This window comes from Streptomyces sp. NPDC018029, assembly GCF_044327655.1.
Taxonomy (GTDB): domain Bacteria; phylum Actinomycetota; class Actinomycetes; order Streptomycetales; family Streptomycetaceae; genus Streptomyces.
The window spans coordinates 85,926-111,125 of the sequence record NZ_JBIRFV010000014.1; the positions used below are offsets into that span (position 1 = coordinate 85,926).

General features: G+C 69.9%; 22 protein-coding genes. 11 read left to right on the forward strand and 11 right to left on the reverse strand.

Annotated features, from left to right (window positions below; translation table 11 throughout):
- Window positions 1–76: 76 nt before the first annotated feature.
- Window positions 77–961: a LysR family transcriptional regulator gene (locus tag ACH4D5_RS34195; protein WP_398310467.1), complete on the reverse strand. Its 885-nt coding sequence runs from the start codon at window positions 959–961 to the stop codon at window positions 77–79.
- Window positions 962–1,144: 183 nt separating this feature from the next.
- Window positions 1,145–1,375: a hypothetical protein gene (locus tag ACH4D5_RS34200; RefSeq protein ID WP_398310470.1), complete on the reverse strand. Its 231-nt coding sequence runs from the start codon at window positions 1,373–1,375 to the stop codon at window positions 1,145–1,147.
- Between the two features lie 467 nt (window positions 1,376–1,842).
- On the opposite strand from ACH4D5_RS34200, the gene ACH4D5_RS34205 reads away from it, so the two are divergent.
- The 4 genes from ACH4D5_RS34205 (at window position 1,843) to ACH4D5_RS34220 (ending at window position 5,711) form a co-directional block, all read left to right on the forward strand.
- Window positions 1,843–2,400, forward strand: a complete 558-nt coding sequence (locus ACH4D5_RS34205; protein ID WP_398310473.1) for an adenylyl-sulfate kinase — start codon at window positions 1,843–1,845, stop codon at window positions 2,398–2,400.
- Between the two features lie 63 nt (window positions 2,401–2,463).
- Window positions 2,464–3,249, forward strand: a complete 786-nt coding sequence (locus ACH4D5_RS34210) for a class I SAM-dependent methyltransferase (RefSeq protein WP_398310476.1) — start codon at window positions 2,464–2,466, stop codon at window positions 3,247–3,249.
- Window positions 3,250–3,318: 69 nt separating this feature from the next.
- Window positions 3,319–4,827 carry an MFS transporter gene (locus ACH4D5_RS34215; RefSeq protein ID WP_398310479.1) on the forward strand — a complete coding sequence of 503 codons (1,509 nt, stop codon included), beginning with the start codon at window positions 3,319–3,321 and terminating at the stop codon, window positions 4,825–4,827.
- Window positions 4,824–5,711: a sulfotransferase domain-containing protein gene (locus ACH4D5_RS34220; RefSeq protein ID WP_398310482.1), complete on the forward strand. Its 888-nt coding sequence runs from the start codon at window positions 4,824–4,826 to the stop codon at window positions 5,709–5,711. The genes ACH4D5_RS34215 and ACH4D5_RS34220 overlap by 4 nt, the downstream gene beginning before the upstream one ends.
- A 73-nt stretch (window positions 5,712–5,784) precedes the next feature.
- On the opposite strand, the gene ACH4D5_RS34225 is transcribed toward ACH4D5_RS34220, so the two are convergent.
- Window positions 5,785–6,093, reverse strand: a complete 309-nt coding sequence (locus tag ACH4D5_RS34225; protein WP_398310485.1) for a hypothetical protein — start codon at window positions 6,091–6,093, stop codon at window positions 5,785–5,787.
- Between the two features lie 711 nt (window positions 6,094–6,804).
- Between ACH4D5_RS34225 and ACH4D5_RS34230 the strand changes: the two genes are divergently transcribed.
- Complete coding sequence (locus tag ACH4D5_RS34230; RefSeq protein WP_398310488.1) at window positions 6,805–7,869, forward strand: cobalamin-independent methionine synthase II family protein; 1,065 nt, start codon at window positions 6,805–6,807, stop codon at window positions 7,867–7,869.
- A gap of 245 nt (window positions 7,870–8,114) precedes the next feature.
- Here the strand turns inward: ACH4D5_RS34230 and ACH4D5_RS34235 are convergent, their stop codons facing one another.
- Complete coding sequence (locus ACH4D5_RS34235) at window positions 8,115–9,269, reverse strand: NAD(P)/FAD-dependent oxidoreductase (protein WP_398310491.1); 1,155 nt, start codon at window positions 9,267–9,269, stop codon at window positions 8,115–8,117.
- 70 nt (window positions 9,270–9,339) lie between these two features.
- The gene (gene sigJ, locus ACH4D5_RS34240; protein WP_398310494.1) at window positions 9,340–10,212 is read right to left on the reverse strand and encodes an RNA polymerase sigma factor SigJ; all 873 of its coding nucleotides are present in this window, start codon (window positions 10,210–10,212) and stop codon (window positions 9,340–9,342) included.
- 185 nt (window positions 10,213–10,397) lie between these two features.
- On the opposite strand from sigJ, the gene ACH4D5_RS34245 reads away from it, so the two are divergent.
- Together ACH4D5_RS34245 and ACH4D5_RS34250 are read left to right on the forward strand one after the other, a co-directional pair.
- Window positions 10,398–10,934, forward strand: a complete 537-nt coding sequence (locus ACH4D5_RS34245; protein ID WP_398310497.1) for a DUF4240 domain-containing protein — start codon at window positions 10,398–10,400, stop codon at window positions 10,932–10,934.
- A 441-nt stretch (window positions 10,935–11,375) separates the two neighbouring features.
- Window positions 11,376–11,852: an NUDIX hydrolase gene (locus tag ACH4D5_RS34250; RefSeq protein ID WP_398310500.1), complete on the forward strand. Its 477-nt coding sequence runs from the start codon at window positions 11,376–11,378 to the stop codon at window positions 11,850–11,852.
- A gap of 181 nt (window positions 11,853–12,033) precedes the next feature.
- Here ACH4D5_RS34250 and ACH4D5_RS34255 read toward each other — a convergent pair whose 3' ends face one another.
- Together ACH4D5_RS34255 and ACH4D5_RS34260 are read right to left on the reverse strand one after the other, a co-directional pair.
- Entirely contained in the window at window positions 12,034–12,585 is a 552-nt protein-coding gene (locus tag ACH4D5_RS34255; protein ID WP_398310503.1) for a hypothetical protein, read from the reverse strand.
- A 109-nt stretch (window positions 12,586–12,694) separates the two neighbouring features.
- Window positions 12,695–12,880 carry a hypothetical protein gene (locus ACH4D5_RS34260; RefSeq protein ID WP_398310505.1) on the reverse strand — a complete coding sequence of 62 codons (186 nt, stop codon included), beginning with the start codon at window positions 12,878–12,880 and terminating at the stop codon, window positions 12,695–12,697.
- A 571-nt stretch (window positions 12,881–13,451) separates the two neighbouring features.
- Here ACH4D5_RS34260 and ACH4D5_RS34265 point away from each other — a divergent pair.
- Window positions 13,452–14,477, forward strand: a complete 1,026-nt coding sequence (locus ACH4D5_RS34265) for a ParB N-terminal domain-containing protein (RefSeq protein ID WP_398310801.1) — start codon at window positions 13,452–13,454, stop codon at window positions 14,475–14,477.
- Window positions 14,478–14,798: 321 nt separating this feature from the next.
- On the opposite strand, the gene ACH4D5_RS34270 is transcribed toward ACH4D5_RS34265, so the two are convergent.
- On the reverse strand, window positions 14,799–15,620 hold the full coding sequence (locus ACH4D5_RS34270; RefSeq protein ID WP_362995861.1) for an AfsR/SARP family transcriptional regulator: 822 nt from the start codon (window positions 15,618–15,620) through the stop codon (window positions 14,799–14,801).
- 781 nt (window positions 15,621–16,401) lie between these two features.
- Between ACH4D5_RS34270 and ACH4D5_RS34275 the strand changes: the two genes are divergently transcribed.
- The 3 genes from ACH4D5_RS34275 (at window position 16,402) to ACH4D5_RS34285 (ending at window position 21,153) form a co-directional block, all read left to right on the forward strand.
- Window positions 16,402–18,495, forward strand: coding sequence for an FAD/NAD(P)-binding protein (locus ACH4D5_RS34275; RefSeq protein WP_398310508.1), 2,094 nt, complete (start codon window positions 16,402–16,404; stop codon window positions 18,493–18,495).
- On the forward strand, window positions 18,492–19,910 hold the full coding sequence (gene pcaB, locus ACH4D5_RS34280) for a 3-carboxy-cis,cis-muconate cycloisomerase (RefSeq protein WP_398310511.1): 1,419 nt from the start codon (window positions 18,492–18,494) through the stop codon (window positions 19,908–19,910). Before ACH4D5_RS34275 ends, pcaB begins: the two co-directional genes overlap by 4 nt.
- Window positions 19,911–20,067: 157 nt before the next feature.
- Complete coding sequence (locus ACH4D5_RS34285) at window positions 20,068–21,153, forward strand: methyltransferase (protein ID WP_398310514.1); 1,086 nt, start codon at window positions 20,068–20,070, stop codon at window positions 21,151–21,153.
- A gap of 64 nt (window positions 21,154–21,217) precedes the next feature.
- Here the strand turns inward: ACH4D5_RS34285 and ACH4D5_RS34290 are convergent, their stop codons facing one another.
- From ACH4D5_RS34290 to ACH4D5_RS34300, 3 genes are all read right to left on the reverse strand, one after another.
- Window positions 21,218–22,741: an MDR family MFS transporter gene (locus ACH4D5_RS34290; RefSeq protein ID WP_398310517.1), complete on the reverse strand. Its 1,524-nt coding sequence runs from the start codon at window positions 22,739–22,741 to the stop codon at window positions 21,218–21,220.
- A gap of 26 nt (window positions 22,742–22,767) precedes the next feature.
- Window positions 22,768–24,225, reverse strand: coding sequence for a multicopper oxidase family protein (locus ACH4D5_RS34295; RefSeq protein ID WP_398310520.1), 1,458 nt, complete (start codon window positions 24,223–24,225; stop codon window positions 22,768–22,770).
- Window positions 24,226–24,341: 116 nt separating this feature from the next.
- Window positions 24,342–25,103 (reverse strand): response regulator, encoded by a 762-nt coding sequence (locus ACH4D5_RS34300; protein WP_398310523.1) that lies wholly within the window; start codon window positions 25,101–25,103, stop codon window positions 24,342–24,344.
- Between the last annotated feature and the right edge of the window lie 97 nt (window positions 25,104–25,200).

The following is a 25,200-nucleotide window of genomic DNA, read 5'->3' on the forward strand; positions in this document are numbered from 1 at the left end:
GTGCCCAGGCAGACGTCCAAGACCGAAACCGGATCTCCCTTATAGCGGCCGCCTATCAGTCGGTGGCCGCCGTCTGTCAGCCGGTGCCGGTGGGGACGGCCATCCTCCAGAAGGCGGCGGCTGCCGGGGACAGGACACCCCGGCGGCTGATCAGGGCAACATTCAGCGCGGTCGCGGGTTCGATGTCCAGCACGTCGGCCCCTGACCGCCGGGCGATCTCCCGCCAGGAATCCGTCACGACCGCGAGCCCGACCCCGGCCAGCACCAGAGGCAGCAACGCGACCCGGTGCTCCGTCTCCGCCGCCACGCTGAAGTCGATGCCCTGGTCCCGCAGAGAGTCGACGTACGCCCGCATCCCCGTCCCGGGCTGTCCCACGATCAGCCGCTGACCCGCCAGTTCCTCGCACGCCACCGCTTCCCGGCCGGCGAAGGGCCCGTCCGGCGGGACCACCAGCACGAACCGCTGCTCCCCCAGCACATGCGCGCGGACCTCCGTGTCCGGCACCCTCCCGGCTGACGCCAGCAGGCCGAGTTCCGCAGCCCCTGTCCGCACCGCGCCGACGACGTCCCGAGCCGTGAAGACGGCCCGGACGGCCACCGTCACGCCCGGATGGCGGCGGGCGAAGGAACGGATCAACGACGTCAGCGGCTCGACGGCCTGGGACGGCATCGAGGCCACATCGAGGCGTCCTTCCCGCAGTTCGTGGACGGACGCCACGCTCGCCCGGGCGACCTCCAGGCTCCGTACCGCCGCACGGGCCGGTTCGATCAGCGCCCGGCCCGCCTCCGTCAGCACCGCGCGGCGTCCGATCCGGTGGAACAGCTCCGTACCCAGATCACGCTCCAGCCCACGGACAGCCTGTGACAACGACGGCTGCGACACATACAGCGCCGAAGCGGCCCGGTTGAAACCGCCGCGGTCGACGACGGCCAGGAAGTACTCCAACTGCCGGATATCCATGACTTCGATCTTCGATCTTCACTGGCCAGGGAGGTGCCCTCCGCTGTGGGGCCCAGTGTGCCGGATCAGCATGCCGCCCGGCGCGGGGCCGGTGCGGCTCGGAACCGCGGGCGAGTGGCCGGCCAACGTCCACCGAGGCAGTCGTCGCGGTTGATCCGGCCAACGGCAGCCGGGGCCGGCGCGTCACGCGAGCCGCGCCAGGGCCGCCTCCGACGGGCTCCCGGCCGTCGCCTGGTACACGATGATCACCTGTTGCTCGGCGCCGCCGACGGTGAGCGCCTGCCTGCGCAGGGCGAGGTCGCCGACGACCGGGTGCGCGAAGCGCTTGAGCTCGTCACGGGCGGGCCGCGGGGCGCGATACGGCTCGGAGTCGGGCCGAGGCGTGGAGCGGGGTGGCACGGGTGAGTTCGGCACCCGACCAAGCTGTGACCGCGCATGGAGCGTCACCATGACACGTGCCGACCGCCGGGCCGGCGTGGCGTGATCTTGGCCCTGCCAGATGTGACGCACGTCACCCCTTCTTCTTGGCCCATGCACTTACCTAGCCATAAAATGCCGAAATTCTACCTTTTACATAAAAAGCGTGTCTTGCGAAGTTGGTCACCTTAAAAGCTAACCCGCAGCGACGCGAAGTGGACTTTGCGGAAAACGAGAACATGGCCTGTGCGAAGTCGGGTAACCGGGCATGGCCACCTCTGTCTCTTTCGCTGCCATTCTTGACGCGAAGAGTGGGGCATTTCTAAAGTTCAACCGGAGTTCGCAAAAGGCGAATTGGGGAGTTCCTGAACAGGCGTTGCAGCGGGTCGCCGCGCCAGTCAAACGCGCGAACGGTGACATCCGCCCACCTGCCCACGCGGTTATTGCATCCGGAGGACGGCATCATGGCTTCAACTGACCAGGTTTCCACACCGGCGGCCATCCTGCGCGAGGGCGGCGTGTTTTGGATTACCGGACTCGCGGAGTCGGGCAAGACGACGGTATCCAAAATTCTGGCTCGGCAGATCCGCTCTCACGGCATACGGCCAGTCCTGCTGGATGGCAATATCGTGCGGGAGGTCATCGGGGAAACCAGGTCGTTCGACCGTGAAAGCCGACGCAGGATGGCCTACACGTACGCCCGCTTCAGCCGCATGCTGGCCAGCCAGGGACAAGTCGTGATCTGCGCGACCATCTCCCTTTTCCATGACGTACACAAGTGGAACAGGGAGAACATCGAGCGCTACTACGAGGTGTTCCTCGACGTACCGCTGGAAGAGCTGAAGAAGCGAGACAGCAAGGGAGTGTACAGCGAATCGGATGACAAAGATATTGTCGGCATCGGAGTCGAACCAGAATTCCCGGAGAGCCCCGACCTGGAGATAGCAAACTTCTCTGACGTCGACCCGGATGCGGCGGCCTCGCGCATTCTGGATGAATGCCTGACGGGAGCAGCCCGCTGACCGGAACCGTTTCACCCGCAATCAGCCGCATCTCAAGCCCTGCGTGACGGAAGAGGAATCAACGTGACTGTGACCCTCAAGCACGGTGACTTCACCAGCCTGGCCGAGGACTACTCCAAATACCGCGAAGGGTATGCGCCCTCAGTCGTTTCTGCCCTGGTCGGGCTGCTCGGCGGATCCGCCGGGGCCTGCGATGCCGTCGACGTGGGAGCGGGAACCGGCATCTGGAGCCGCATGCTCGCAGAAGCCGGCTTTCGGTCCGTGACGTCCGTCGACCCGAACGACACCATGCGGGCGACCGGGGAGAGGGACTCCGCACACCTCGACATCACCTGGCGCACCGGCAGCGGCGAGGACACCGGCCTGCCCAGCGCGTCGGCGGATCTCGTGACGATGGCGTCGTCCTTCCACTGGGTGGACTTCGACAAGGGCACACAGGAGTTCAGCCGCCTACTGCGCCCCGGCGGGTGGTTCGTCGCCCTGTGGAATCCCCGCTACATCCAGGCCAGCGCCCTGCTCACCGACATCGAAGCGGAACTGGAGAGGCTGAAGCCGGACATGAAGCGGGTTTCCTCCGCCCGGCAGGGGCTCATGGACGAACTCTCCGACCGACTGGCGGCCAGCCCGCACTTTGACGACGTGATGCTCCTGGAGGGACGTCACCACGTGCGGCAGAGTGTCGATCACTACATCGGCGTCTGGCGTTCGGTGAACGATGTCCGTGTACAGCTCGGCGAGGAGAAGTTCGAACAATTCCTCGACTACGCGCGGCGTCGCATCGGTGACGCCGAGACGGTGGAGACCACCTACCTCACCCGCGCGTGGGCAGCCCGTCGCGCGACCGCGTGAATCCGCTGTTGTCTCACCGCGCCAACTGGTGGCGTGACAGACCCCTCGCGCCCGGGCAGGTTGTAGATCATGACTGGCTCTCTCGTTGCTGAATGGATTCGCCGTCATCGGGCGCTTCTGCTCACTGCGCTGCTCACCACCACCAACTTCCTCGTCGTCTTCGACGGCCTGGTGGTCACCGTGGCCCTTCCCGCCCTGCAGCACAGTCTCGGCCTCAGCCAAGCCGGCACGCAGTGGGTCATGACGGCTTACACCCTGCCCCTTGGTGGCATGCTGCTGCTGGGCGGCCGACTGAGCGACCGCTACGGACGCCGTCCGGTCCTCATCACCGGCTTCGCCCTCTTCATCGCCGGCCTGTTGCTGGCAGGGCTGGCCCCGGCACTGTGGCTGCTCCTGCCAGGGCGCATGCTGCAGGGCGCGGGCGCCGCACTCGCGGTCCCCACCTCTTTCGCGATCATCAGCGCGAAAGCCTCCCCGGCCCAGCGCAACCGCTTGTTCGCCGCGGTCGCGGTGGCCGGCGGACTGGGGGCCGCAGGCGGCGCCATCATCGGTGGCGTCGTCACGCAAGGGCTCGGCTGGCGCTACGTCTTCCTGCTCTCCGTGCCGGTCGCACTCCTCGCCGCCTTGCTGGCACCCAAAATCCTCGACCACGAGGCGCCGGCCTTCAAGACCAGCGGCCTGGACCTGCCTGGCGTCGCCCTGTCCATGGCCGGTCTCATGCTGCTCGTCCTGGCCATCACGAACACCGAGAGCGCGGGCGCGCTCTCCCCCGGCACCCTCGGTCCCCTGGTGCTGTCCGCCCTCGCGTTCACCGGCTTCGTCATCCGAGAACGCAGAGCAGCAGACCCCCTCCTGCGTCTGGGCATCCTGCGTGTGCCCTCATTCCGCACTGCGGTACTCGCCATGCCGGCCAACGAATTCGCCTACCAGGGCAGTGTCTTCATCGGGCTGCTCTTCTTCCAACAAGCACTCGGCTACAGCCCCCTCGCCGCGGGACTGGCCTTCAGCCCCCTGGGGCTGGTCGTTCTGATCGGCTCGTCCGTGTCCAACCGGCTTCTTCGCCGCTACCGCTGGACGCTGGTGGCAGCAAGCGCACAGTTCGTCAGCGCAGTCGCCCTGGCGTTGCTCGCCCTGGCCGGTCCGGACAGCGCCTACCTGCCGCACATCCTCCCGAGCCTCCTCATCCTGGGTCTTGGAACCGTAGTCGGCGCTGTCTCTTTCAATGTCGCCGCGGGCAAGGACATCTCCCCCGACGACAAAGGTGTGGGCTACGGCGTCTTCGAGACCGCCAAGTACGTCGCGGGCGTCCTCGCCATCGCGGGGCTGGGCAGTACCGCCGCGGCCCGCACCGCTTCCGCAACAGCGACCGGTCATACCGCGGCGCTGGCATCCGGCTACCAACTGGCCTTCGCCGTCGCAGCGGTCATCGCCGCCATCGGCGGAGTTCTGGTCGCGCTACTGGGCGATTCCCCAGGAGCCGGGACGGGCCGCTCCGGCCAGGCATCGGCGGTCACCGGCACAAGCGACGCACCGTCCTCGCCCCATCCTCCCGTACACGTGAACAGAGGAAAGCGATGAGCGACAAGATCTACTACCTCCTGCACGGCATACAGGACCGGTACAACGCCCTCTACCAGGACAACATCGAAAAGCTCGGCCACCAGGACATCGCCGTCGCCAGCATCGGCGGCTCCGGCCAATCGCTTTTGGGTAATATTCTTCTCGAACTCGGCCTCAACTACGCCGACCCCTACATCGACTCCCTGAACGCCGACGGCACCAGCCATCCCGTGCCTGCCTACGCCGAATACCGCAGCAGGCTGGCAGCCACCGACCACCGCACCTGGGACGGCCAGGAGCTGGGCAGGCCACGGTGGCCCCGTTTCGTGAAGACACATCTCACCCCTGATTTCCTGGCACCACGCCCGCTGCTCGGGGCCTGGATCCTCATCAGGGACCCGCGTGACTCCCTCTACTCCTGGCACAAGTTCCGCACCAACTTCGCGAAAGACCCCGTAGATCTCCTGCCCGGCACCTTCGAGCAATGGCTGGAGCAGCCGGGCCCCGCCGGAGTCAGCCGACTTGAGGACTGGTCGTCGTTCTACGACGCGTGGGATCAGGCGCGCGGCGGTTTTCAGCGAAGCACGGTAACGACCTTCGAGGACCTCAAAACCGACCCGGTACCGGCCCTGCGCAAGAGCCTGGAGGACCTCGAAGTGGACGTCAAACACTCCGACCTCGTACGAGCGGTCGAGCGGAGCAGTTTCGACAACATGCGCGCGCACGAAGAGCAGCGATCGGGCACCGGAGACGGCACCGGCGCCACGAACACCCGCATCATGCGCAGCGGCACACCCAACGAATGGCACAGCTGGATGACGCCCAGCCTGCGCCGAAAATTCGGCGCCGGAAAGATCGCCGACGTAGCCCGACAATTTGGCTACGAGATGACCACAGCCTAGCCTCGATCCTGCATGAGCCCTCGACGGTGCCTCCGTCGAGGGTTTTCTGCTTGCTGGTGGCGGAATTTCGATGTCAGGGACCGTGAAGCTCGGTCTCCCACGCTTCGAACGGAGGCTCCACCTGATAGGCGGGGTCACAGCGTCTGCGGACCCACTGAGCAGCGCGGTACTGGGCCTCACCGTCGTTGAGCGTCTCCCCGTGATCATCAACTTCGAGAACGTTGGCGAAGATCGCAAAAACCGTCTCGAGGTCTGAGCCGTGCTCGAGCAAGTGACGGCGGTAGTCGATTCCGTCAAGAAGCTCGACATCCAATGTGCCATTGCCCAGGTAGAAAGCGAAGAAGCGGAGAGCAGCCCGCACATCTGTCGGAAGGTGTGGCACGAGATCATCCTTTACGAGACCGGTGATGCGTCAGGTCATCCTCGCGGTTGGCTGGGCAGTCCAACTCGGACGGCAGAAGATCCAACTTCACCATCAAAGGACAGCGGAGCCATCGGAACTTTGCGTCCGGTCAACAGGTCGCTGTACGTCGTCTCACCACACGACCGCAACCAACTGGGGGAGGCTGTTGCCGACCCTGGCCTGCGGGGCCAGCCGGGCGGCCGGAGAAGCATCCCCTATCAAGGGGGCCGCAGCTCGCCTCCGTTCCTCAACCGGTCAACCTCGCTCGCCCTCGTCCGGGACCCCGCAGTCGTACAGCCCCCGCAGCAATCGCGCGCACCTGCGCAGACACGGGATCAAGGCCACGATCCCGGTCCCGCGGACCGCGTCCACAGTCGCCTCAAGCGCCAGCGGTCTGCAGCCACGTACGAGAAGTTCGTGGTCCGCTACGAGGCGTACGAGGCGACCGTGCTGGTCGCAGTCCTCAACGAGTGGCTGGTACCGGCGCTTTCACAGCAGGCCCTCGACCACTCCCACACCGTCCGCCACGCTCGCACCGCAGCCGGCGTCCGATGCGGGCCTGGTCGGCGTCCAACTGGTCGCGTTCGGCCCCGACGGAGCATCACTCTCGTATCAGGCACCAGTCCCCCGTCCGGGGGTACAGCAACCGCCCGCATTCCCACGGCAGTCACCGCGGCGTACGTTCCCCTCATGAGCATCCCCACAGAGCCCATCGGCAGCATCCCCCGACCGCCCGCCCTGCTGGACGCCCTCGCTCAGCACGCCCAAGGCCAGCTCTCCGAGGCCGACTTGGCGAAGTTTCAGGCACAAGCCGCCGCAGACACGTTGGCGCATCTCGAGCGCATCGGCTGCCCCGTCCTCGTCGACGGCGAGCAGTCCAAGCCGAGCTTCGCCACCTACCCGCTCAGCGGCCTGGACGCGCTCGCGCCCGACGGCGCGGTCATTCCCTTCGCCGACGGGCACACCCGGCAACTGCCCCGCCTGACGGCCGGACCCTTCCGCTACCAGATCCGCGCCGACACCTACCTGCGCGACGCCCGACGCCACACCGACAAGCCCGTCAAGCAGGCCGTCATCGCGCCCTCCGCTCTCAGCCTGCTCTACCCGCCCGAGCCCCTTGCGGGCTACTCGCGCGAGGCGTTCCTGGCCGACCTGGTCAACGAGGCCGAGGCCGACATCCGAGGGTGCCTCGAGGCGGGCGCGCATGTCGTGCAACTCGACTTCACCGAGGGCCGGTTGTCTCTGAAGCTGGATCCCAGCGGTGGCCTCCTCAACGATTTCGTCGACCTCAACAACCAGGTCCTTGACCGCTTCACCGACGCCGACCGGGCCCGCATCGGCGTCCACACCTGCCCCGGCGGAGACCACGACTCCACCCACAGCCTCGACGTCGACTACACCTCGCTGCTGCCCGACCTCTTCCGGCTCCGGGCCGGCAACTTCTACCTCCAGCTCGCCAGCGAGGCCGACCCCGAGCGCGTACTCGACGTCGTCGCCGCCCAACTCCGCCCGGGCATCCGGGTGTTCATCGGCGTGACCGACCCCATCGATCCACGCGTCGAGACCCCCGAAGAGGTATGCGCCCGCATCCTGCTCGCGGCGCAACGCATTCCGGTCGCACAGCTGGGCACGTGCGACGACTGCGGCTTCTCCCCCTTCGCCGACGACACCTCCACCTCACGCGACATCGCCTTCGCCAAGATCGAGGCCCGGGTCCACGGCACGGCCCTCGCCGCCCAACAGCTCGGGCTGTAACGAACAAACGAGCACCGGCGGGCCGAAACCGCTCCGCGTGCGATTTCGGCCCGCCCCTTCGTCATCCGTTACGGCCTGTCGCTGGATGCGCGATGCTGCCGCCGGTGGGCCGGCTGTGGTCATCTCCGTGGTCGTCTCCGCCGGTGGCGGCCCCGCACCAGGGAGCCCCCCCGAATCCTGCCCCCGGTCTTGACCGTTACAGGGGAGCCGGGTCAGGGCAGGTCCGGCACCGCTCGCCGGAAGTCCTAGTCAGTGGGGGCGGTCTCCCTTTCGGTGCGGGGGAAGAAGGGGAGTTCAATGTGGACGCGGTCGGCGGCGGCGAGGATCTGGGTGGCGTCGTCGACCGGTGGGTGGATGTGGTGGTTGATGCGTTTCTTGACGTCCGCGCCGTCGGCGCCCGAGGCCATCACCCTGCGGTCCCAGCCCCGGGTGAAGACCGCACCGGCGTCGCCCAGGTCCAGGCAGGTGACGTAGGGACCGGGCGTGAAGTCGCGCAGCGGCACGTCGAGCAGGTCGGCCGCCGCGTTGTACCCGGCCACCTTGCCGAGCGGGGTGGCGTGCTGGCAGGACTGCATGACCGTGTGGTCGGCGTCGAATGCCGCTGCGGCCGTGTCGCCGGCGACGAACACGCCGGGCAGGGCGCGCAGTTGCCGGTCCACCGGCACCCGGCCCAGGGAGTCGAGTTCGTCGGAGATCTGCCGGGTGAGGTCACTGGCCGTGAGCCCCGCGCACCAGAGCACCGCGTCCGCCTCGACCCTGGTACCGCCGGAGAGGACGGCGTATCCGTCGCCGACCTCCGTCACCGTTGTCCCGAGGCGGCGTTCCACGCCGAGCTTCTCCAGCGCCGCCTCGATCTCCCGGCGTGGCCCCGGGCCGAGCTGGTCGGCGACCACTTCCGACCGGTCCACCAGCAGCACCCGGCCCCGGGCGGCCAGCGCGGTCGCGGCCTCCAGGCCGACGAACCCGGCGCCGACCACCACGGCACGGTAGTTGTGCCGTTGTCGCAGATGGCCGGTGAGCCGCTGGGCCCCTTCCAGGGTGTCGATATCGAAGAGCCGTTCAGCCCCGGGCAGAGTCCGGGGCCGCACGAGTTCGCTGCCCGCCGCCAGCACCAGGCGGTCGTAAGCGATCTCCTCGCCGTCGGCCACCACCACGCGGCGGCCGGTCTCGATCGTGCTCACCCGGGCCCGCAGATGCCCGACGCCGATCGGCTCCAGGATTCTCCTGAGCTCCACCGTGGCCAGATCCGGCTCCGGTTCGTACAGGCGCGGCCGCAGCACCAGGTGGTCGTTCGGCGCTATGAGCGTGATGCGCAGCTCCGCGTCCCCGCGCGCCAGTGCTGCTCCCGCCGCGCTCCACACGCCCGCGAAGCCGCCTCCGACGATCACAACGTGCCCCATCGTGTCTTCCTTTTCGCCGTCCGTGCCCCTCCGGGCATCGGAGGGGCGACAGGGAGACAAGACGGCGGGCTCAGATGTGACCGAGGCCGGCGAGTTTCTCAGGATTGGCCAGCCTCCTGTACGTCGTGATCCGCCCGTCGGCGATTTCCACGGTGTCGAGCCAGACCAGTTCGCCGCCGCGGTAAGTGGCCAGCGCCGACTGCCCGTTCACCTCGATGATCCGGGATGCGTCGGGACGCCTGATCCGGACCTGCCGGACCATCAGCAGGGCGATCGTCTGCGCGCCGTGAACCGGCCTGCGCGCGGCCGTCGTCTTGCCGCCGCCGTCACCGACATAGACGGCCCCCGGGTGCAGGAGCTCGACGAGCCCGGCGACGTCCCCCGCCTCAGCGGCCGCCTTGAACGCTTCGAGCACACGCTGGGCGTCGGCCCGGGAGGCCCCGGGCGGTGCCTCGGCCCCGGCGACCCGCGCTCGTGCCCGGGAGGCGAGTTTGCGGCTGGCAGCGGATGTGTTGCCGAGCACCTCGGCGATCCGGCCGAAGGGAAAGCCGAAGACGTCGTGCAGCACCAGTGCGACACGTTCAGCGGGAGAAAGTCTCTCCATCACCACCAGCATCGCGGTGCTCACCGAATCGTCCAGGAGCACCTCGGCCGAAGCGTCGGGTCCGGTGAGCAGCGGTTCGGGCAGCCAGGGGCCGACGTAGGCCTCGCGCCGTACCCGCGCGGACTTCAATACGTTGTACGACATGCGGGCGGCCAGGGTCACCAGCCAGGCCCGCAGATCCCGCACCTCGGACAGGTCGGCGTCGGCAGCGCGCAGCCAGACCTCCTGCGCCACGTCCTCGGCCTCGGTCACAGAGCCCAGGATCCGGTAGGCCGTCCCGAAGACCGCGGGGCGATGCGATTGCCAGTCCGCCTCCGCCAACATGCCGGCCAGCGTCATCTGCGGCCTCTCCCCCTCTCGGCACCATGGTCGGCCCTCAACTCTAGGCAGACCGAGCTCCTGAACGATCTCCCGGTCCGAACGGGACGGCCCGAGCACGACAGCGCGCACCGCTCATCGGGTCGGCCATGAGGGGCCGGCCAGCCACCGTCGACTGTCAGAGCCCCATGGCAAGGTCTGCCGCCATGGACACACAGCAGTTCTGGACCTTGGTCGAGCAAGCACGCCGGAAGACCTCCGCCCCGGCGGACGCCGACGCCCTCGCCCAAGAGGCAACCGCGTTGCTGTCCACACGGCCGCTCCAGGAGGTCATTCGCGCCGACCAAACCATCTACCAGCTACTGGCTGACTCCTATCGCGCTCCGCTGTGGGCGGCCGCCTACATGATCAACGGCGGTTGCTCCGACGACGGCTTCGACTACTTCCGCGGCTGGCTGATCATGCAGGGCCGCGAAACCTTCGAACAGGCCCTGGCTGACCCCGAGGCGCTCGCAGACCACCCCGCCATCCGTGACGCGGCACCCGAGGGCTACGAACTCGAATGCGCAGACGCCCTGAGCATCGCCTGGAACGCCCACCTGTCCGTCACCGGACAAGAGATCCCCGACACGGTACCCGCCGTGCAGTACCCCGACCTCGATGCCGCATGGGGCTTCGACTTCGACGACAGCGACGAGCTTGCCCGCCGACTGCCTCGACTGGCCGCGCTGTACGAGTACTGACATACGAGTACTGGCAACGGGCAACGATCAACAGGTGGACCGGATACCCGCTGATCAACCCCATTCAAGTGTCCGCGCTGCCGTCAGCTCGGCCAGGACCTCCGACAGTTCCGGGTTGGACGGCCGCTACCGCAACCCACCGCTGTACCGTCGGCCCTCGCGCCCACTCCAGCTTCGAGCATCGTCCTGCGCTACGTGTCCGTCCGTCGTAGCTATACGAGAACAGGACCGCTGGGTGCTCATGCCCTCCATGGTGGCCGTGACCGCTGTGTGAGGCACGCGTGCTAGTGCCCTTTGCGCTTTCGTAACCGCCCGCGAAGCGGTACGGGCGTGGGCCGTCTTGCAGGTGGCGGAGGGCGGGAAGTGTGTGGTGGCGTCGCGGGTGACGTCGATCGACCAAGGTCTTGATCAACTTATCGGGTGCCGCATAGCGTCAGGGCAGTGGAATCAACGTACCGGCCCGCCGCCCGGGTTGTCTGCCTGGACGCTGCCTGCCGCCTGCTTCTGCTGCGCTGGCGCGATCCGTTCGACGGGGCATGGCTCTGGGAGCCACCCGGTGGTGGCATCGAACCCGGCGAGACACCGCTGGTGGCGGCACGCCGTGAACTGGTCGAAGAAACCGGCCTCGGCCCGGCAGCCGTCCTTGACCGGTCAGTGCTCGTCGACCGTAATGTGCAGTGGAACGGCGAACGGTACGTCGGGACAGAGCATTTCTTCCTGGCTCGATTTGCCGACGAGCAACCGCCCCTGGCACGAACCGGTCTGCTCCCTGACGAGCAGGCCAGCCTGGACACGCACGCTTGGATCGTATGGTCGGAGCTGGCCGCGCTGCCGGACCGGGTTGAGCCTCCGCAGTTGCTGACCGTGCTCGGGACTCTGATGCCGGACGGCCCGTGGTCTGACCGCGGTATTGCATGAGGCGCGGCCGAACGATGGCCGTATGAGGGCGAGTTGGGCTGCGGGGCGCGCTCGGTGCGTTCCTGCGGGGTCCGGAGCGTGTCGGCTGGGCGTGCGCAGGTTGGCCCGCAATGACAGCCCCTGTGCGGCTGTGATGGTGGCTGGTGGCTGGCCACGAGCGGGGCGCCGCCCTGAGCCGCGGCTAGTCCAAGCGCTCGCCCTTCTTCGCCGACTGCCGCTCGGAGCCCTTCGTGTGCCACCACTCGAACAATCGGATGCGGAACTCCGACGCGAGCCTCCGGACCAGATCATGAGCCGGCGCACCATCGAACACCGCCATGGCCGACCGCTCGCTCTCCAGCCGAACACGCCACCGCTGTTTGTAAGCCGTCAGTTCGACAACCAGAGCGAATGACCGTCCCTGCTCCACCACCTCGAGACTCGTCACCTCGAGCTCGGCACTCGCATCGTCCAAACGCCCCATGAGATGCGGAACAAACAGGTCACGTACCTCGGCGGCTGACGGCATAGACACCCCTTCCCTCATCCTTTGACCGCACAGGCTCGCCGGTTGGGCGATCAAGGCCATGTTGTCGGAGCGGTCGGCCTCCCCGTCGAACATCTTGCCCGCTGCGGGTGGCGAGGCGGCACATGGCGCGGACTGCAGAAGGGCCACGGTCACGGTGCCTCGCGACGCGATCGTGGAGGTGGAGGTGGAGGTGGAGGTGGAGGTGGAGATCGAGGAGCTGCGCATCGATCAGAAGGGTCGAGCGTTGAGGCCCTATCCGACACCGGACGTTGACGTTGGCGTTGGCGTTGGCGTTGCGTCAGCGCAGGTATGCGGTGACGTTGACGCTGCCGCCTCAGTCCTCGGGGTGCGCCGGGTTCTGCAGTTGCCAGAACTCGCCGGAGCAGCCCGTCGGCAGAGGGGGGAAGCGGTGCCCCTTCACATCGGTGCTCCAGTGATGCTCTCCGCCGCAGTCACATTCGTAGATCCCGCTGGCAGGCACGATCTCACCGGGATGCCACGACGCCTTCTCCTCGCTCATTGCTCCTGTCTACGACAGGAGGGTGCGCTGCGCGACCCGGGCCACCTGGCCATGGGCCGGCCGCCACGGAGGACCATCACCCGTACTTGCCGGCACTCCCCTGCCCCGCCCTGCGCACATCATCAACTGACGGGTAGTTTCCTGCAGTTGCTCCCCCCGCCCGGCTTCGCGGTTCACAAACACGTACGCCGGAGGGCGACTCTCGGGATGGGCGCCACATGGCTGAATGTGTGGGGGCGCGGGGTGGGGGCGGCGGGAGGGTCGGGCCGGGGTGGGAGGGTGGCTGCGGGGGCCGGGGGCTCGGGGTGGGGTGGCGGGGGTGGTTCGGGTGTGTTGGGCCTGGTCTTCGGCGTCTTGGGGGGCGGGGCGGGGTGGCCGGCGGTGGGTGCGGGCGGGGGGTCCCGGTGGCGTTCCGGTGGGTGTGAGGGGGCTCTGTCGCCGTGGACGCTCTCCGGAAAAAAGGGGCATAACGCAATTGCATGAAATCCCGGAGACTTCTCTGTTCATGGCGGAATCTCATGATACTCTCGCCGCGTTATGCGCTTCGGTCCGGGGGAGGAGAAGCAGCGTGATGATCGGAATGCCAGGGGAGACCGCCCCTGGGGGGGAACTTCCTAAAGATCAGTTCTGTCGGCCCGTCGGGCCCGGCCACTCGACCGAAGTTTCCGGTTCAATCACCCAGATTCCGATCGACATGCTGCGTGACGCGGACTCTCCTCGGCTGACCGGTGTCGACCAGGATCATGTGCGCACTCTGGCCGCCTGCACCGATAAACTTCCGCCGATCATCGTGCACCGAGCGACCATGAAGGTCATCGACGGAATGCACCGGCTGCACGTGGCGCGTCTGAACGGCCAGGAAACCATTGAGGTCCGCTTCTTCGAGGGGTCGAACCGGGAAGCGTTTCTCCTGGCCGTCGAGCTGAACTTGAAGCACGGCCTCGCCCTGACCCTCTCCGACCGCAAGAAGTCGGCGATGAAGATCCTCGAGAGTTTCCCCGAGTGGTCGGACCGGGCGGTCGCCGTGAAGACCGGGCTTTCCGGGAAGACCGTCGGAGTGTTACGCCGTAAATTCGCGGGACAGATCGCCCAGGCCCCTCTCAGGGTCGGGCGCGACGGCCGGGTCCGGCCACTCAATTCCCATAAAGGCCGGCAGAAATCCGCCGGAATTCCGGCCGAAGAGCCGGACATCGTCCTGCGGGAGACCGCCGAGGCGGCCGGCCTGTCCGTGTCCGCAGCCCGGGACGCGCAGAAACGGTTGTGCAGGGAGGAAGGGGCGCTGCCGGGCGCGGCGTCCAAGCCGCGGGCGCCGCAGGGCGGCCTGGAGGCGATGGGCTCGCTCGTCGACACCCTCGCCCAGCTCGAGTCGCTGAAACGGGACCCCGCCCTGAAGTACAGCAACGACGGCCGGGAGATGATCCGCTGGCTCGAAGCCCGCATCATCCGCAGGACCGATCCCGGTCTGGTGCTGCAGGCTCCGCCCCATCAGGCGCGGAAGATCGCCGCCCTGGCCCGTGCGTGCGCGGCGCAGTGGAACTGCATCGCGGTGCGCATGGAGCTCGCCTGCGACGAGTGCGCGCCGGCTTCCAACCCGTAGGCGTACGCCAGTAGCACCCCGGCTCCGACCAGGAGCGCTCCCAGGCTTTCGGCTCCCGGGCTTCCGGGCCTTCGGGCTTTCGGGCCTTCGGCCAGGAGTGCTTCCGGGCTTCGGCCGGCCTCCAGTCCGCCTCCAGCTGGCTTCCGACCAGTTTCCAGCTGGATTCCAACTGAGGAAATTCCGCAGTCGGGTCGCCCTCGTGCCCCGGCCGGGCCTTGGATGAAGGCCGTGGGGTGGGCCGTGTCGGCGGCATCTCCCCCGCGGGAAAGGCGTGCTCCCGGAGGGGAGTCGATGCCGCCGACGGCACCGCGTGCTGTTCGCTCAGCTCGCGTAGCGGTCGAACGTGGACGAGGGCCGGGGGCCTGCGATCACGTCCAGGCGCGGGTCGACCGTGAGGATCGCCTGATGAAGTCGCTGCAACTGCGGCGACGGCTCCACCCCCAGGTCCTCGATCAGGCGGGCCCGCAGGCTCTGGTAGACGTCCAGGGCCGAGGCCTGCCGGCCCGAGCGGTACAGCGCCACCATCGCCTGGGCGTGCAGGCCCTCGTGCCGGGGGTGCCGCGCGATCAGGTCGCTCAGCTCCGCGAGGAACTCACAGTGCCGGCCCAGGCGCAGCTCGGCGTCGATCCGCCGCTCCAGGGTGACCAGGCGGCTCTCCTCCAGGCGGGTCGCCTCGATCTCCAGTACGCAGCCCATGCGCACGTCGACCAGTGCGGCCCCGTCCCACAGGTCCAGGGCCCGCCGGAAGAGGGTGGCCGCCGCCTGGTCGTCGCCGCTGTCGAAGGCGCGCTGTCCGGCGGCCACCAGGCGTTCGTAGCCGTGGACGTCGACCTGTTCGGGCGGGATCTGGAGGAGGTACCCGCCGTACCGGGTGACCAGGACGTCCTTGGCGCTGCGCGGGGCGTCCGGCCCCATCGCCGTGCCAAGGCGCCGGCGCAGTTGGAGGATGTACGTCTGGAGGGTCGTCATGGCGCTTGCGGGCAGGTCGACTCCCCAGATCTCCTCCATGAGTGTCGAGATCGGCACGACCCGTCTCGGGTAGAGGGCCAAAAGCGCCAGGATCTGCCGCGGCTTGCTTGCGGTAGGCACAACATTCACACCATTAACATCGGCACCAAGCGGGCCGAGGACCTTTACCCTCACAGATTCCTCCTAGAATCCGGCGGCTTCGCGTTTGCGAGCCGTCACCGAATCTGATCTGCAGCGCATGTGCGTGGGGCATGGCGACTTCACAGCCTCTCTCTGCTCACCGATCCGTGGGGAACGCCGGCCGCTGAGGCGGCACACGGATCCGCAGATACTCCACCGCTTTTCAGGTATCCCGCTGATGTCGCTTTCGCCGTTGTCCACCGATAGCTCACGGGCCAGCGGAATTGTGTCGACTCATTGCCGGGTGCGGCAAGTGCTTCCCTGGGCGAAGGGGGAGGTCAGTCCCGGTTGAAGCGGAGGTAATACCTCCGCCGCCCTTCCGTCCACGGGGTCTCCCCTGCCGCGCGCGCTTGTAATAGGGTCGGCGGGATTGTGTTCTGTCCGACGTGTCGGACGGAGTGGCGTCCGACACGGCGCCATGTCCTCATTCACGCATTCCTGCGCCCGCGCCCGCCGGCGGAGTTCTGATAATCGCGTGAGAGCGCTCTCGACCGCAGAATGCGCTTTCCCCCTGGTGGGTGATCCGGGCCGCATCCGCGGGATGCCGCCGGGCCTTCGGGTGCCGCGCTGTTCCCCCGAATCGGCCGCCTTCGGCTCACGCGGGCCTCCGCCCGGACGCGAGTGCTGGTTGAGCAGGCCTCCTGAACCCGTCGGGAGTGTGGGTGCGCACCGCTCGGCGGTTGCTCTCAGGCCGGTATGCCCTCCGCGACAAGGAGCACGCGACCATGCCCACAGGTCCCTTGGTTCACGGCGATGCGCCGGGTGGCACACCTTGGTGAGCGGCCGGCACACCGAGGTGTGTCTGGTCGGCGCCGGCCCGCGCGGGTTCTCCCTGCTCGAACGGGTCTGCGCGCAGGAACGGAAGTCCCCGCTGTGGGACCGGGTGACCGTGCACGTGGTCGATCCCGAGCCGCCCGGTGCGGGCCGGGTGTGGCGGCCCGCGCAGTCGCCGCATCTGCTGATGAACACCGTCGCCTCGCAGGTGACGGTGTACACCGACGGCAGTGTCAGTATCCGCGGCCCGCTGGAGGAGGGGCCCAGCCTCTATGAGTGGGCCAGGGCGCTGGGCCGGGGCGCCCTCGCGCCGGGTCCCGCCACGCCCCGCGGCGAGGACGTGCTGGCCGAGGCCCGGGCGCTGGGGCCGGACACCTATCCCACCCGCGCCCTGTACGGGCGGTATCTGACCTGGGCGTTCCAGCAGGTCTTGGCGAACGCGCCGGCGCATGTGGTGATCCGGGTGCACCGGGTGCGGGCGGTGGCCCTGGAAGAGGAGGACGCGCAGGCGGGGCCGGGCGGCGGGGCGCAGGTGGTGGTGCTGGAGGACGGCAGGCGGCTGCGGGGGCTGTCCGCGGTGGTGCTCGCGCAGGGCCACGTGCCCGTCCGCGCGGGGGAACACGAGCGCGAGCTGGCCGGGTTCGCCGCCCGGCACGGCCTGGTCTACGTTCCCCCGGCCAACCCCGCGGATGTGGACCTGTCGCGTATCGCGCCGGGCCAGGACGTGCTGCTGCGGGGGCTCGGCCTGAACTTCTTCGACTACATGTCGCTGTTCACCCACGGCAGGGGCGGCACGTTCGAGCGCGTCGAGGGGCGGCTGGTCTACCGGCCCTCGGGGCGCGAGCCGCGGCTGCACGCCGGTTCGCGGCGCGGCATCCCGTACCACTCGCGCGGCGACAACGAGAAGGGCGCCCACGGCCGTTACCGGCCGCGGCTGCTGACCGTCGAGCATGTCGCGGCGCTGCGTGCGGCGGGCGGGGGGCCGCTGCGGTTCGCTGAGGACCTGTGGCCGCTGATCTCGGCGGAGGTGCAATGCGTCTACTACGAGGCGCTGTTGGCCGCGCGGGGCGAGGACCGCGCGGCGGTGGCCCGGTTCGCCTCGCGTTTCCTGCACGCGGCGCCGGGGCGGGCGCAGGAGGGGGTGCTGGAGGCGGCCGGGATCGGCCGGGCCGAGCGCTGGGACTGGGAGGTCATCGCCCGTCCGTACGGCCCGCGGTCCTTCGGTGACCTGGCGGAGTTCCGGTCCTGGCTGCGGGAGTACCTGGTGCGGGACGTCCGCGAGGCGCGCCGGGGCAATGTGCGCGGGCCGCTGAAGGCCGCTTTGGACGTGCTGCGGGATCTGCGCAACGAGATCCGGCTGGCGGTGGACCACGGCGGGCTGGCGGGCGCCTCGCACCGTGAGGAGCTGGAGGGCTGGTACACGCCGCTCAACGCGTACTTGTCCATCGGCCCGCCCGCCGGGCGGGTGGAGGAGATGCTCGCGCTGATGGAGGCCGGGGTGCTCGACGTGTCCTGTCCCGGCATCCGCGTCACCACGGCCGGTGAGGGGCGGGGGGCGTGCTTCGTGGGGACGTCGGCGCGGGTTCCGGGCGTGCGGGTGCGGGCCACCGCGCTGATCGAGGCGCGGCTGCCCGAGATCGACCTGCGCCGCACGGCCGATCCGCTGCTGCGGCAGCTGCTGGAGTCGAGCCAGTGCGCCCCCTACCGCGTCCAGGACTACGAGACGGGCGGGCTGGCCGTGACGCGCTCGTACCGGCTGCTGAGCGGTGCCGGGGCGGCGCATCCGCGGCGCTTCGCGTACGGGGTGCCCACGGAGTCGGTGCACTGGGTGACGGCCGCGGGGATCCGGCCCGGTGTCGGGTCGGTGACGCTGGAGGACTCCGACGCCATCGCGGGCGCGGTGCTGGCGCTGCCCGCCCCGCCGCGGCCCGCGCCCCGCGCGGGCGGGGGCCCGGCGCCGGAGGCGGTGCACGGCGCGGCGGCGGCTCCCGGCCCCGCGCCGGCACGGCGAACACCAGAGGCACGTCAGGCACCAGAGGCACGTCCGGCACCAGAGGCACGTCAGGTGCGAGGGGCGAGAGAGGTGCAGCCGTGAGTACGACACGCAGCGACCGTGCGGAGTCCGCCCCCGCGGTGCAGCCGGATGCCGGGCTGTTGTCGCCGGTGCGGGTGGGCACCGAGGTCGAGGCCGCGGTCGGGGACCGGGCCTGGCTGCAGGCGATGCTGGACGCGGAGGCGGCGCTGGCCCGGGCGCAGGCCCGCATGGGCACGGTGCCCGCCGCGGCCGCCGAGGCGATCACCGCCGCCGCCCGGGCCGAGCACTTCGACGTACGGGAACTGGCCCTGGCCGCCCGGCAGACGGCGAACCCGGTGGTCGCCGTGGTGGCCGCGCTGACCGCTCTGGTCGCCCGGCAGGCGCCCGAGGCCGCCGAGTACGTGCACCGCGGCTCCACCAGCCAGGACGTCTTCGACACCGGCGCGATGCTGGTGGCGGCGCGGGCCCTGCCACTGATCGTGGCGGACCTGCGGGCCACGGCCGCCGCTCTGGCCCGGCTGGCGGCCGGGCACCGCGACACGGTGATGGCCGGGCGGACCCTGGCCCTGCACGCCGTGCCCACCACGTTCGGGCTGAAGGCGGCCGGCTGGCGGCAGTTGGTGCTGGAGGCGGCCGCGCGCCTCGAGCGGGTCGCCGAGGAGGGTCTTGTGGTGTCGCTGGGCGGCGCGGCCGGCACGCTGGCGGGCTATCTGCAATACGCCGCGCAGGCCGGCGTCGGGGACGGTGCGCAGGTGGTGGAGCAGCTGGCCGGGGCGTTCGCCGCCGAGACGGGCCTGGCCCGCCCTGCACTGCCCTGGCACGCCCTGCGCACGCCGGTCGCCGACCTGGGGGCGGCCCTGGCGCACACCGCGGGCGCCCTGGGCAAGATGGCGGCGGACGTGCAGGTCCTGGCCCGTACCGAGATCGGTGAGGTCGCCGAACCCGGCGGGGCCGGGCGGGGCGTCTCCTCGGCGATGCCGCACAAGCGCAACCCCGTCCTTGCGACCCTGATCCGCTCGGCCGCGGTCCAGGTGCCGGCACTGAGCTCCGTCCTGGCGCAGTGCCTGGCCACCGAGGACGAGCGTTCGGCGGGGCTGTGGCACGCCGAGTGGCAGCCGCTGCGCGAGTGCCTGCGGCTGACCGGGGGTGCCGCCCACGCGGCCGCCGAGCTGGCGGCGGGCCTGAGCGTGTATCCGCAAACGATGCGCGCCAACCTCGATCTGACGGCCGGCCAGGTCGTCTCGGAGCGGCTGTCGGCGTATCTGGCGCCCCGGCTGGGCCGGGCCGCGGCCAAGGAGCTGCTGGGTGAGGCCGTGGAGCGGGCGCGGTCCTGCGGCCGTCCGCTCGGCGAGGTGCTGGCCGAACTGCCCGGCCTGCAGGGCGTGGTGAGCGCCCCGGAGCTGGCGGATCTGCTCGATCCGCGGCAGTACACCGGTGCCGCGGGGGTGCTGGTGGACCGCGCGCTGCGGGACTGACACGGCCGCCCCCCCGGGCGCTCCCCCTCTTTTTTCTGTCCCTTCTCTGTCGAGGCAGGTGACCTCCCGTCGTCCTTTCCCTGTCCCCGCCTTCCGTTCGCATCCGTCCAGCAACCGCCCGACCATCACTCAGCAACCGTCCAGCCGGAGGAATGTCATGCCGCCACTGCCGCCCGCCCGTGTCGTCCGTGCCGTGGAGAGCGTGCGCGCCGCTCTGCAGAGCCTGACGCGCCGACTCGCACCGCCGCCGTTCGCCCTGCTCGAACTCGTCCAGGGCGCCATGGTCAGCCAGGCGATCCATGTGGCCGCCGAGCTGCGTATCGCGGAGACCCTCGTGGACGGCCCGCTGAAGCCGGCGCAGATCGCCGAGCGGGCCGGCGCGGACCCCGAGGCGCTGCACCGGCTGCTGCGGCTCCTTGCGACCTACGGCATCTTCACCGAGCACAAGGACGGGCGGTTCGCGCTGACCCCGATGGCGCGGGCGCTGCTCAAGGACGCCCCGATGTCCATGTACGGCATCGCCCGGCTGATGGGCCATCCCATCCACTGGGAGGACTGGGGGCACCTGGTCGACGCGGTGCGCACCGGTGAGCCGAGCCTGCCCAAGCTGCGCGGCATGGGCGCCTTCGAGTATCTGGAGGCCAACGCGGAGTACGGGGCGATCTTCACCGACGGCATGGGCGCGATGTCGGGCACGGAGACCGAACCGCTGCTGGCCGCCTACGACTTCGCGCGCTATGGCACCGTGGTCGACTTCTGCGGCGGCCGGGGCGATCTGCTGGCCGGTGTGCTGAAGAAGACGCCCGCGGCGCGCGGCATCCTGTGCGACCCGCGGGTGGCCACCAACGGCGCCGCCGCCTTCCTGGCGGAGCAGGGTGTGGCCGGGCGGTGCACGGTCACCGACGGCGGCCTGTTCGACGCGGTGCCCGGCGGCGGTGACGCCTACATCCTCAAGCACATCCTGCACGACTGGCCGGAGCCGCAGGCCCTGGAGATCCTGGGCAACGTCCGCAAGGCGATGAAGCCCGGCGGCCGGCTCCTGGTGATGGAGATGGTCATCCCCGACAAGGTCAACGGCCCGCACTCGGGGAAGCTGGTCGACCTGTGGCTGATGCTGCTGGTCGGCGGCAAGGAGCGCACCCGCGCCCAGTACGCCCAGCTGCTGGCCAAGGCCGGCTTCCAACTGGAGCGCGTGGTGCAGACGCCGGCGGCGATCTCGATCGTCGAGGCGAGTCCGCGCTGAGCGTCGCGGTGCACGCGCCGGCGCCGCGGCCCCCGTTCTTCGGGCCGCGGCGCCGGCTCTTTTTTCAGCGCTGGGATGGTTGCTTGCGGGTGCGCAGGGGGACCTCGCGGACCAGGAGCGCGGCGGCCAGGGCGAGGCCGGCGGCCAGGGACGCCAGCAGGAAGGCGCCCTGGACGCCCTGGGCGACGGCGCTTTGGTAGAGGGTGCGCAGGGCGGCCGGCAGGCGGCCCATGCCATCGGCGTCCAGCCGGGTGTCGCCGGGGGCGCCGCCCTGGCGCCCGCTCATCACCTCGCGTACGCGGTGGTTGAACAAGGTGCCCATGACGGCGACGCCGACCGACTGGCCCAGGGTGCGAAAGAGCGTCATCGCGGCGGAGGCGACGCCCACGTCCTGGGTGCCGACGCTGTTCTGGGCGACGGTCATCACGTTCTGGCCCAGAAAGCCCATGCCGGCGCCGAGCAGGGCCATGAAGAGCGCGGCGGTCGGGCGGGAGGTGCCGGTGCCCAGGTGGGACAGGAGCAGGGTGCCGGTGAGCATGGCGGCCGAGCCGGTGAGCTGGAAGATCTTGTAGCGGCCGGTGCGGGCGACGGTGCGTCCCGAGAGCTGGGAGGCGAGGACCAGGGCGGCGAGCATGGGCAGCAGGAGCAGGCCGGAGCCGGTCGCGGAGACGCCGTGCACGGCCTGTTGGTAGAGGGGGAGGTAGAGGACGGCGCCGAACATCACGAAGCCGTTGGTGAAGCTCAGGACGGCCATGAGGCAGAAGTTGCGGCGGCGGAACAGGTGCGGGGGCAGGACGGGTTCGACGGCGCGGGACTGGGCGTGGACGAAGCCGGCCAGGGCCGCGGCGGACAGGGCGGCCAGCGTCACGATCACGTGCGAGTCCCAGGCGTGTTCGACGCCGCCCCAGGTGACCACCAGGACGAAGGAGACGATGCACACGACCAGCAGGAGGGCGCCGACGTAGTCGATGTGCGCCTTCCTGCGCGGGCCGGTCACCCGCACCAGGCGGGCGATGAGGACGAGGGCCAGGGCGCCGACGGGCAGGTTGATCCAAAAGGCCCAGCGCCAGCCGATCCAGTCGGTGAGGGCGCCGCCGGCCAGCGGGCCGACGATCATGGAGAAGACCATGACGCTGGTGATCATGCCCTGGTAGCGGCCGCGTTCGCGCGGCGGGATCAGTTCGCCGATGACCGCCATGACGCCGACCGCGAGCCCTCCCCCGCCCAGCCCCTGCAGGGCGCGGGCGGCGATCAGCTCCCCCATGTCCTGGCTGAGGCCGCACAGCAGGGAGCCGGTCAGGAACACCGACATCGCCACGCCGAGCCACCGCTTGCGCCCGTACATGTCGCCGAGCTTGCCCCACAGCGGGATGGAGGCCGCGGCGGCCAGGGTGTAGGAGGTGACGGCCCAGGACAGGTAGGTGGTGCCGCCGAGTTCGCCGGCGATGGTCGGCATCGAGGTCGCCACGATCGTGGTGCCCAGCGAGGAGGGCAGCATCGCGAGCAGCAGGGGTATCAGCGCGAGGCGTACGCTGCGCTGCCGGGGGCCGCGCCTGGTCCCCTCGGCCTCGCCCGTCGGCGCGTCCACGGGCTCCTCCTTCTGGCCTGAGCGCCTCATCTGATGTGCATCGTGGCCATCATGCCCCGCACGCCGTGCTCGAACATGTGGCAGTGGTAGAGGTAGTGGCCGCGGTAGGTGTCGAAGACGGCCTGGAGGCGGACGGTTTCGCCGGGGGCGAGGAAGACGGTGTCCTTCAGTCCGCTCTCCCCCGGCTCCGGGGGCCGGCCCGCGCGGTCCAGGATGCGGAACTGCACCAGGTGCAGGTGGAAGTTGTGTTCGGCGCGGGCGTTGGCGTTGGTGACCGTCCAGATCTCGCTGGTGTTGAACTTGATGCGGGCGTCCACCCGCCCGGGCTCGTAGACCTTCTCGTCGATGTAGGCGCCGGGGTGTTCGCCGCCCTCGTCCATGCGCAGCACCACCTCGCGCTCGGCGTCGGGGCGGGGCAGCGGCGGCAGGGTGCGCAGCCGGTCGGGTATCTCGCTGGGGTCGGCGGCCGTGCGCACCACGTCGAAGCGCAGTACTTCGCCGATGTCTGGGGCCGGTCCGCTGCCGGTGGTGTTGGTCAGCACCACGCTGCTGCCCACGGGGTAGCGGGCGAAGTCGACGATGACGTCGGCGCGTTCGCCCGCGGACAGCGCGATGCGGTCGGTGGTGTGGGGGGCGGTGAGCAGGCCGCCGTCGGAGCCGATCTGGACGAGGGGGCCGCCGTCGGCCAGGCGCAGTTCGAAGCGGCGCTGGTTGGAGGCGTTGAGCAGGCGCAGCCGGTATTTGCGGGCGGCGACCTGGAAGTAGGGGTAGGGCACGCCGTTGGCGAGGAGGGTGTTGCGGCCGCGGTCGCCCATGGCGTAGGCGAGTTGGCCCTGTGCGTCGAAGCGGGCGTCGCGCAGGGCGATGACGACTTCGTAGCGTCCCTTGGGCAGGGGCAGGGAGCGTTCGGTGGCGTCGGTGAGCAGGTAGCAGCCGGACAGGCCGCGGTAGACGTTCTCGGCTTCGAGGTGGTGGGCGTGGTCGTGGAACCACAGCGGGGCGTGCGGCTGGCGGTTGGGGTAGTGGTAGACGCGGTCCTCGCCGGGTTCGATGACGTCCATCGGGTCGCCGTCGCTGTCGGGGCGCACCGCGGCGCCGTGCAGGTGGACGGCGGTCGGCACGGTGAGGCGGTTGCGCTGTCTGATCACGACGGGACGGTTGGTGCGGGCCTTGATGACCGGTCCGGGGAAGTGGCCGTCGTAGGTGAGGACGTCGGTGGGGGCGCCGGGCAGGATCTGTGCGCGGGCGGGTTGCATGGTCATCACGTACACGTCGCTCTTGCCGTTGGTGCCCAGGGGTCTCTTCACGGGCAGCAGGGGCATCGGGCGCTGGAACTTGTCCAGGGCCTGGGCGGGCGCGGGGGCCGGGCCGGTGGCGGGCGGGGTGCGCGCGTGGGCGGCGAGCAGCGGGGTGAGGCCGGCGCCGGTCAGTGCTACTCCGGTGGTGGCGAGCGTGGCGCTCAGGGCTCTGCGTCGGGTGATCATGGTGTCTCCAGGGCTGGTGGGCACCGCTGCCGGCGTGGGCGTGGTGGTGGGGCGGAGGCGTCGTGCGGCAGGGTGCGCGCGCGTGCGGTCGGTGCGGGTGGGTGGTGGCGGGGTGGTTATCCGGTGCCGAGCTTGAAGCCCACCCCGCGCACGGTGACGACCCATCCGCTGCCGCCGAGCTTGCCGCGCAGGCTGCTGACGTGGGTGTCGATGGTGCGGCGCGACCAGGAGTCGCCCCACACCTGCTGCAGGAGCTGCTTGCGCGGGATGACCGTGTCGGGCTGGGAGGCCAGCAGGCACAGCAGGTCGAACTCCTTGCGGGTCAGGGCGACCGGTTCGTCGTCCACGGTGACCTGGCGGGAGTCGACGTCGATGCGCAGCCGGCCGTGGTCCAGTTCCCTGGCCGCGGCGGGCTGCCAGCGGGTGCGGCGCATCACCGCCTCGATACGGGCCATGAGTTCGCGCAGTCCGTAGGGCTTGGTGACGTAGTCGTCGGCGCCCGCGTGCAGGCCGAGGACGCAGTCCAGTTCGCCCTGGCGGGCGGTGACGATGATGATGGGGACCCGGCTGACCTCGCGGATCGCCCGGCACACCTCCAGGCCGTCCAGGTCGGGCAGGTCGAGGTCGAGCAGGACCAGCTCGACGTCCTCGTAGGCCTGCAGGGCCGCGCTGCCGTGCCGGACGCCGACGGGGTCGTGGCCGTGGCGGCGCAGCTGGGCCGTGAGGGAGCCGGCCAGGGCGGTGTCGCCGTCCACCACCAGGATGCGCTGGCCGGTGGGTGCCCGGGCCGTTGCCGGGGTGCCCGGCTGGGTGGGCCGGGCGGCCTCGGGCACGGGGGCGAAGGGCTCCAGCAGTGCCGGTGACGGTATGTGGCTCATGCCTCCCCCGTGGAGTGTGCGGTGCCCGGGCGGGCCGCCGGTGTCGCATCCGGCGGCCCGAACGCGGTGGTGGGCTCGCGCGGATGTGCTCTGCTGC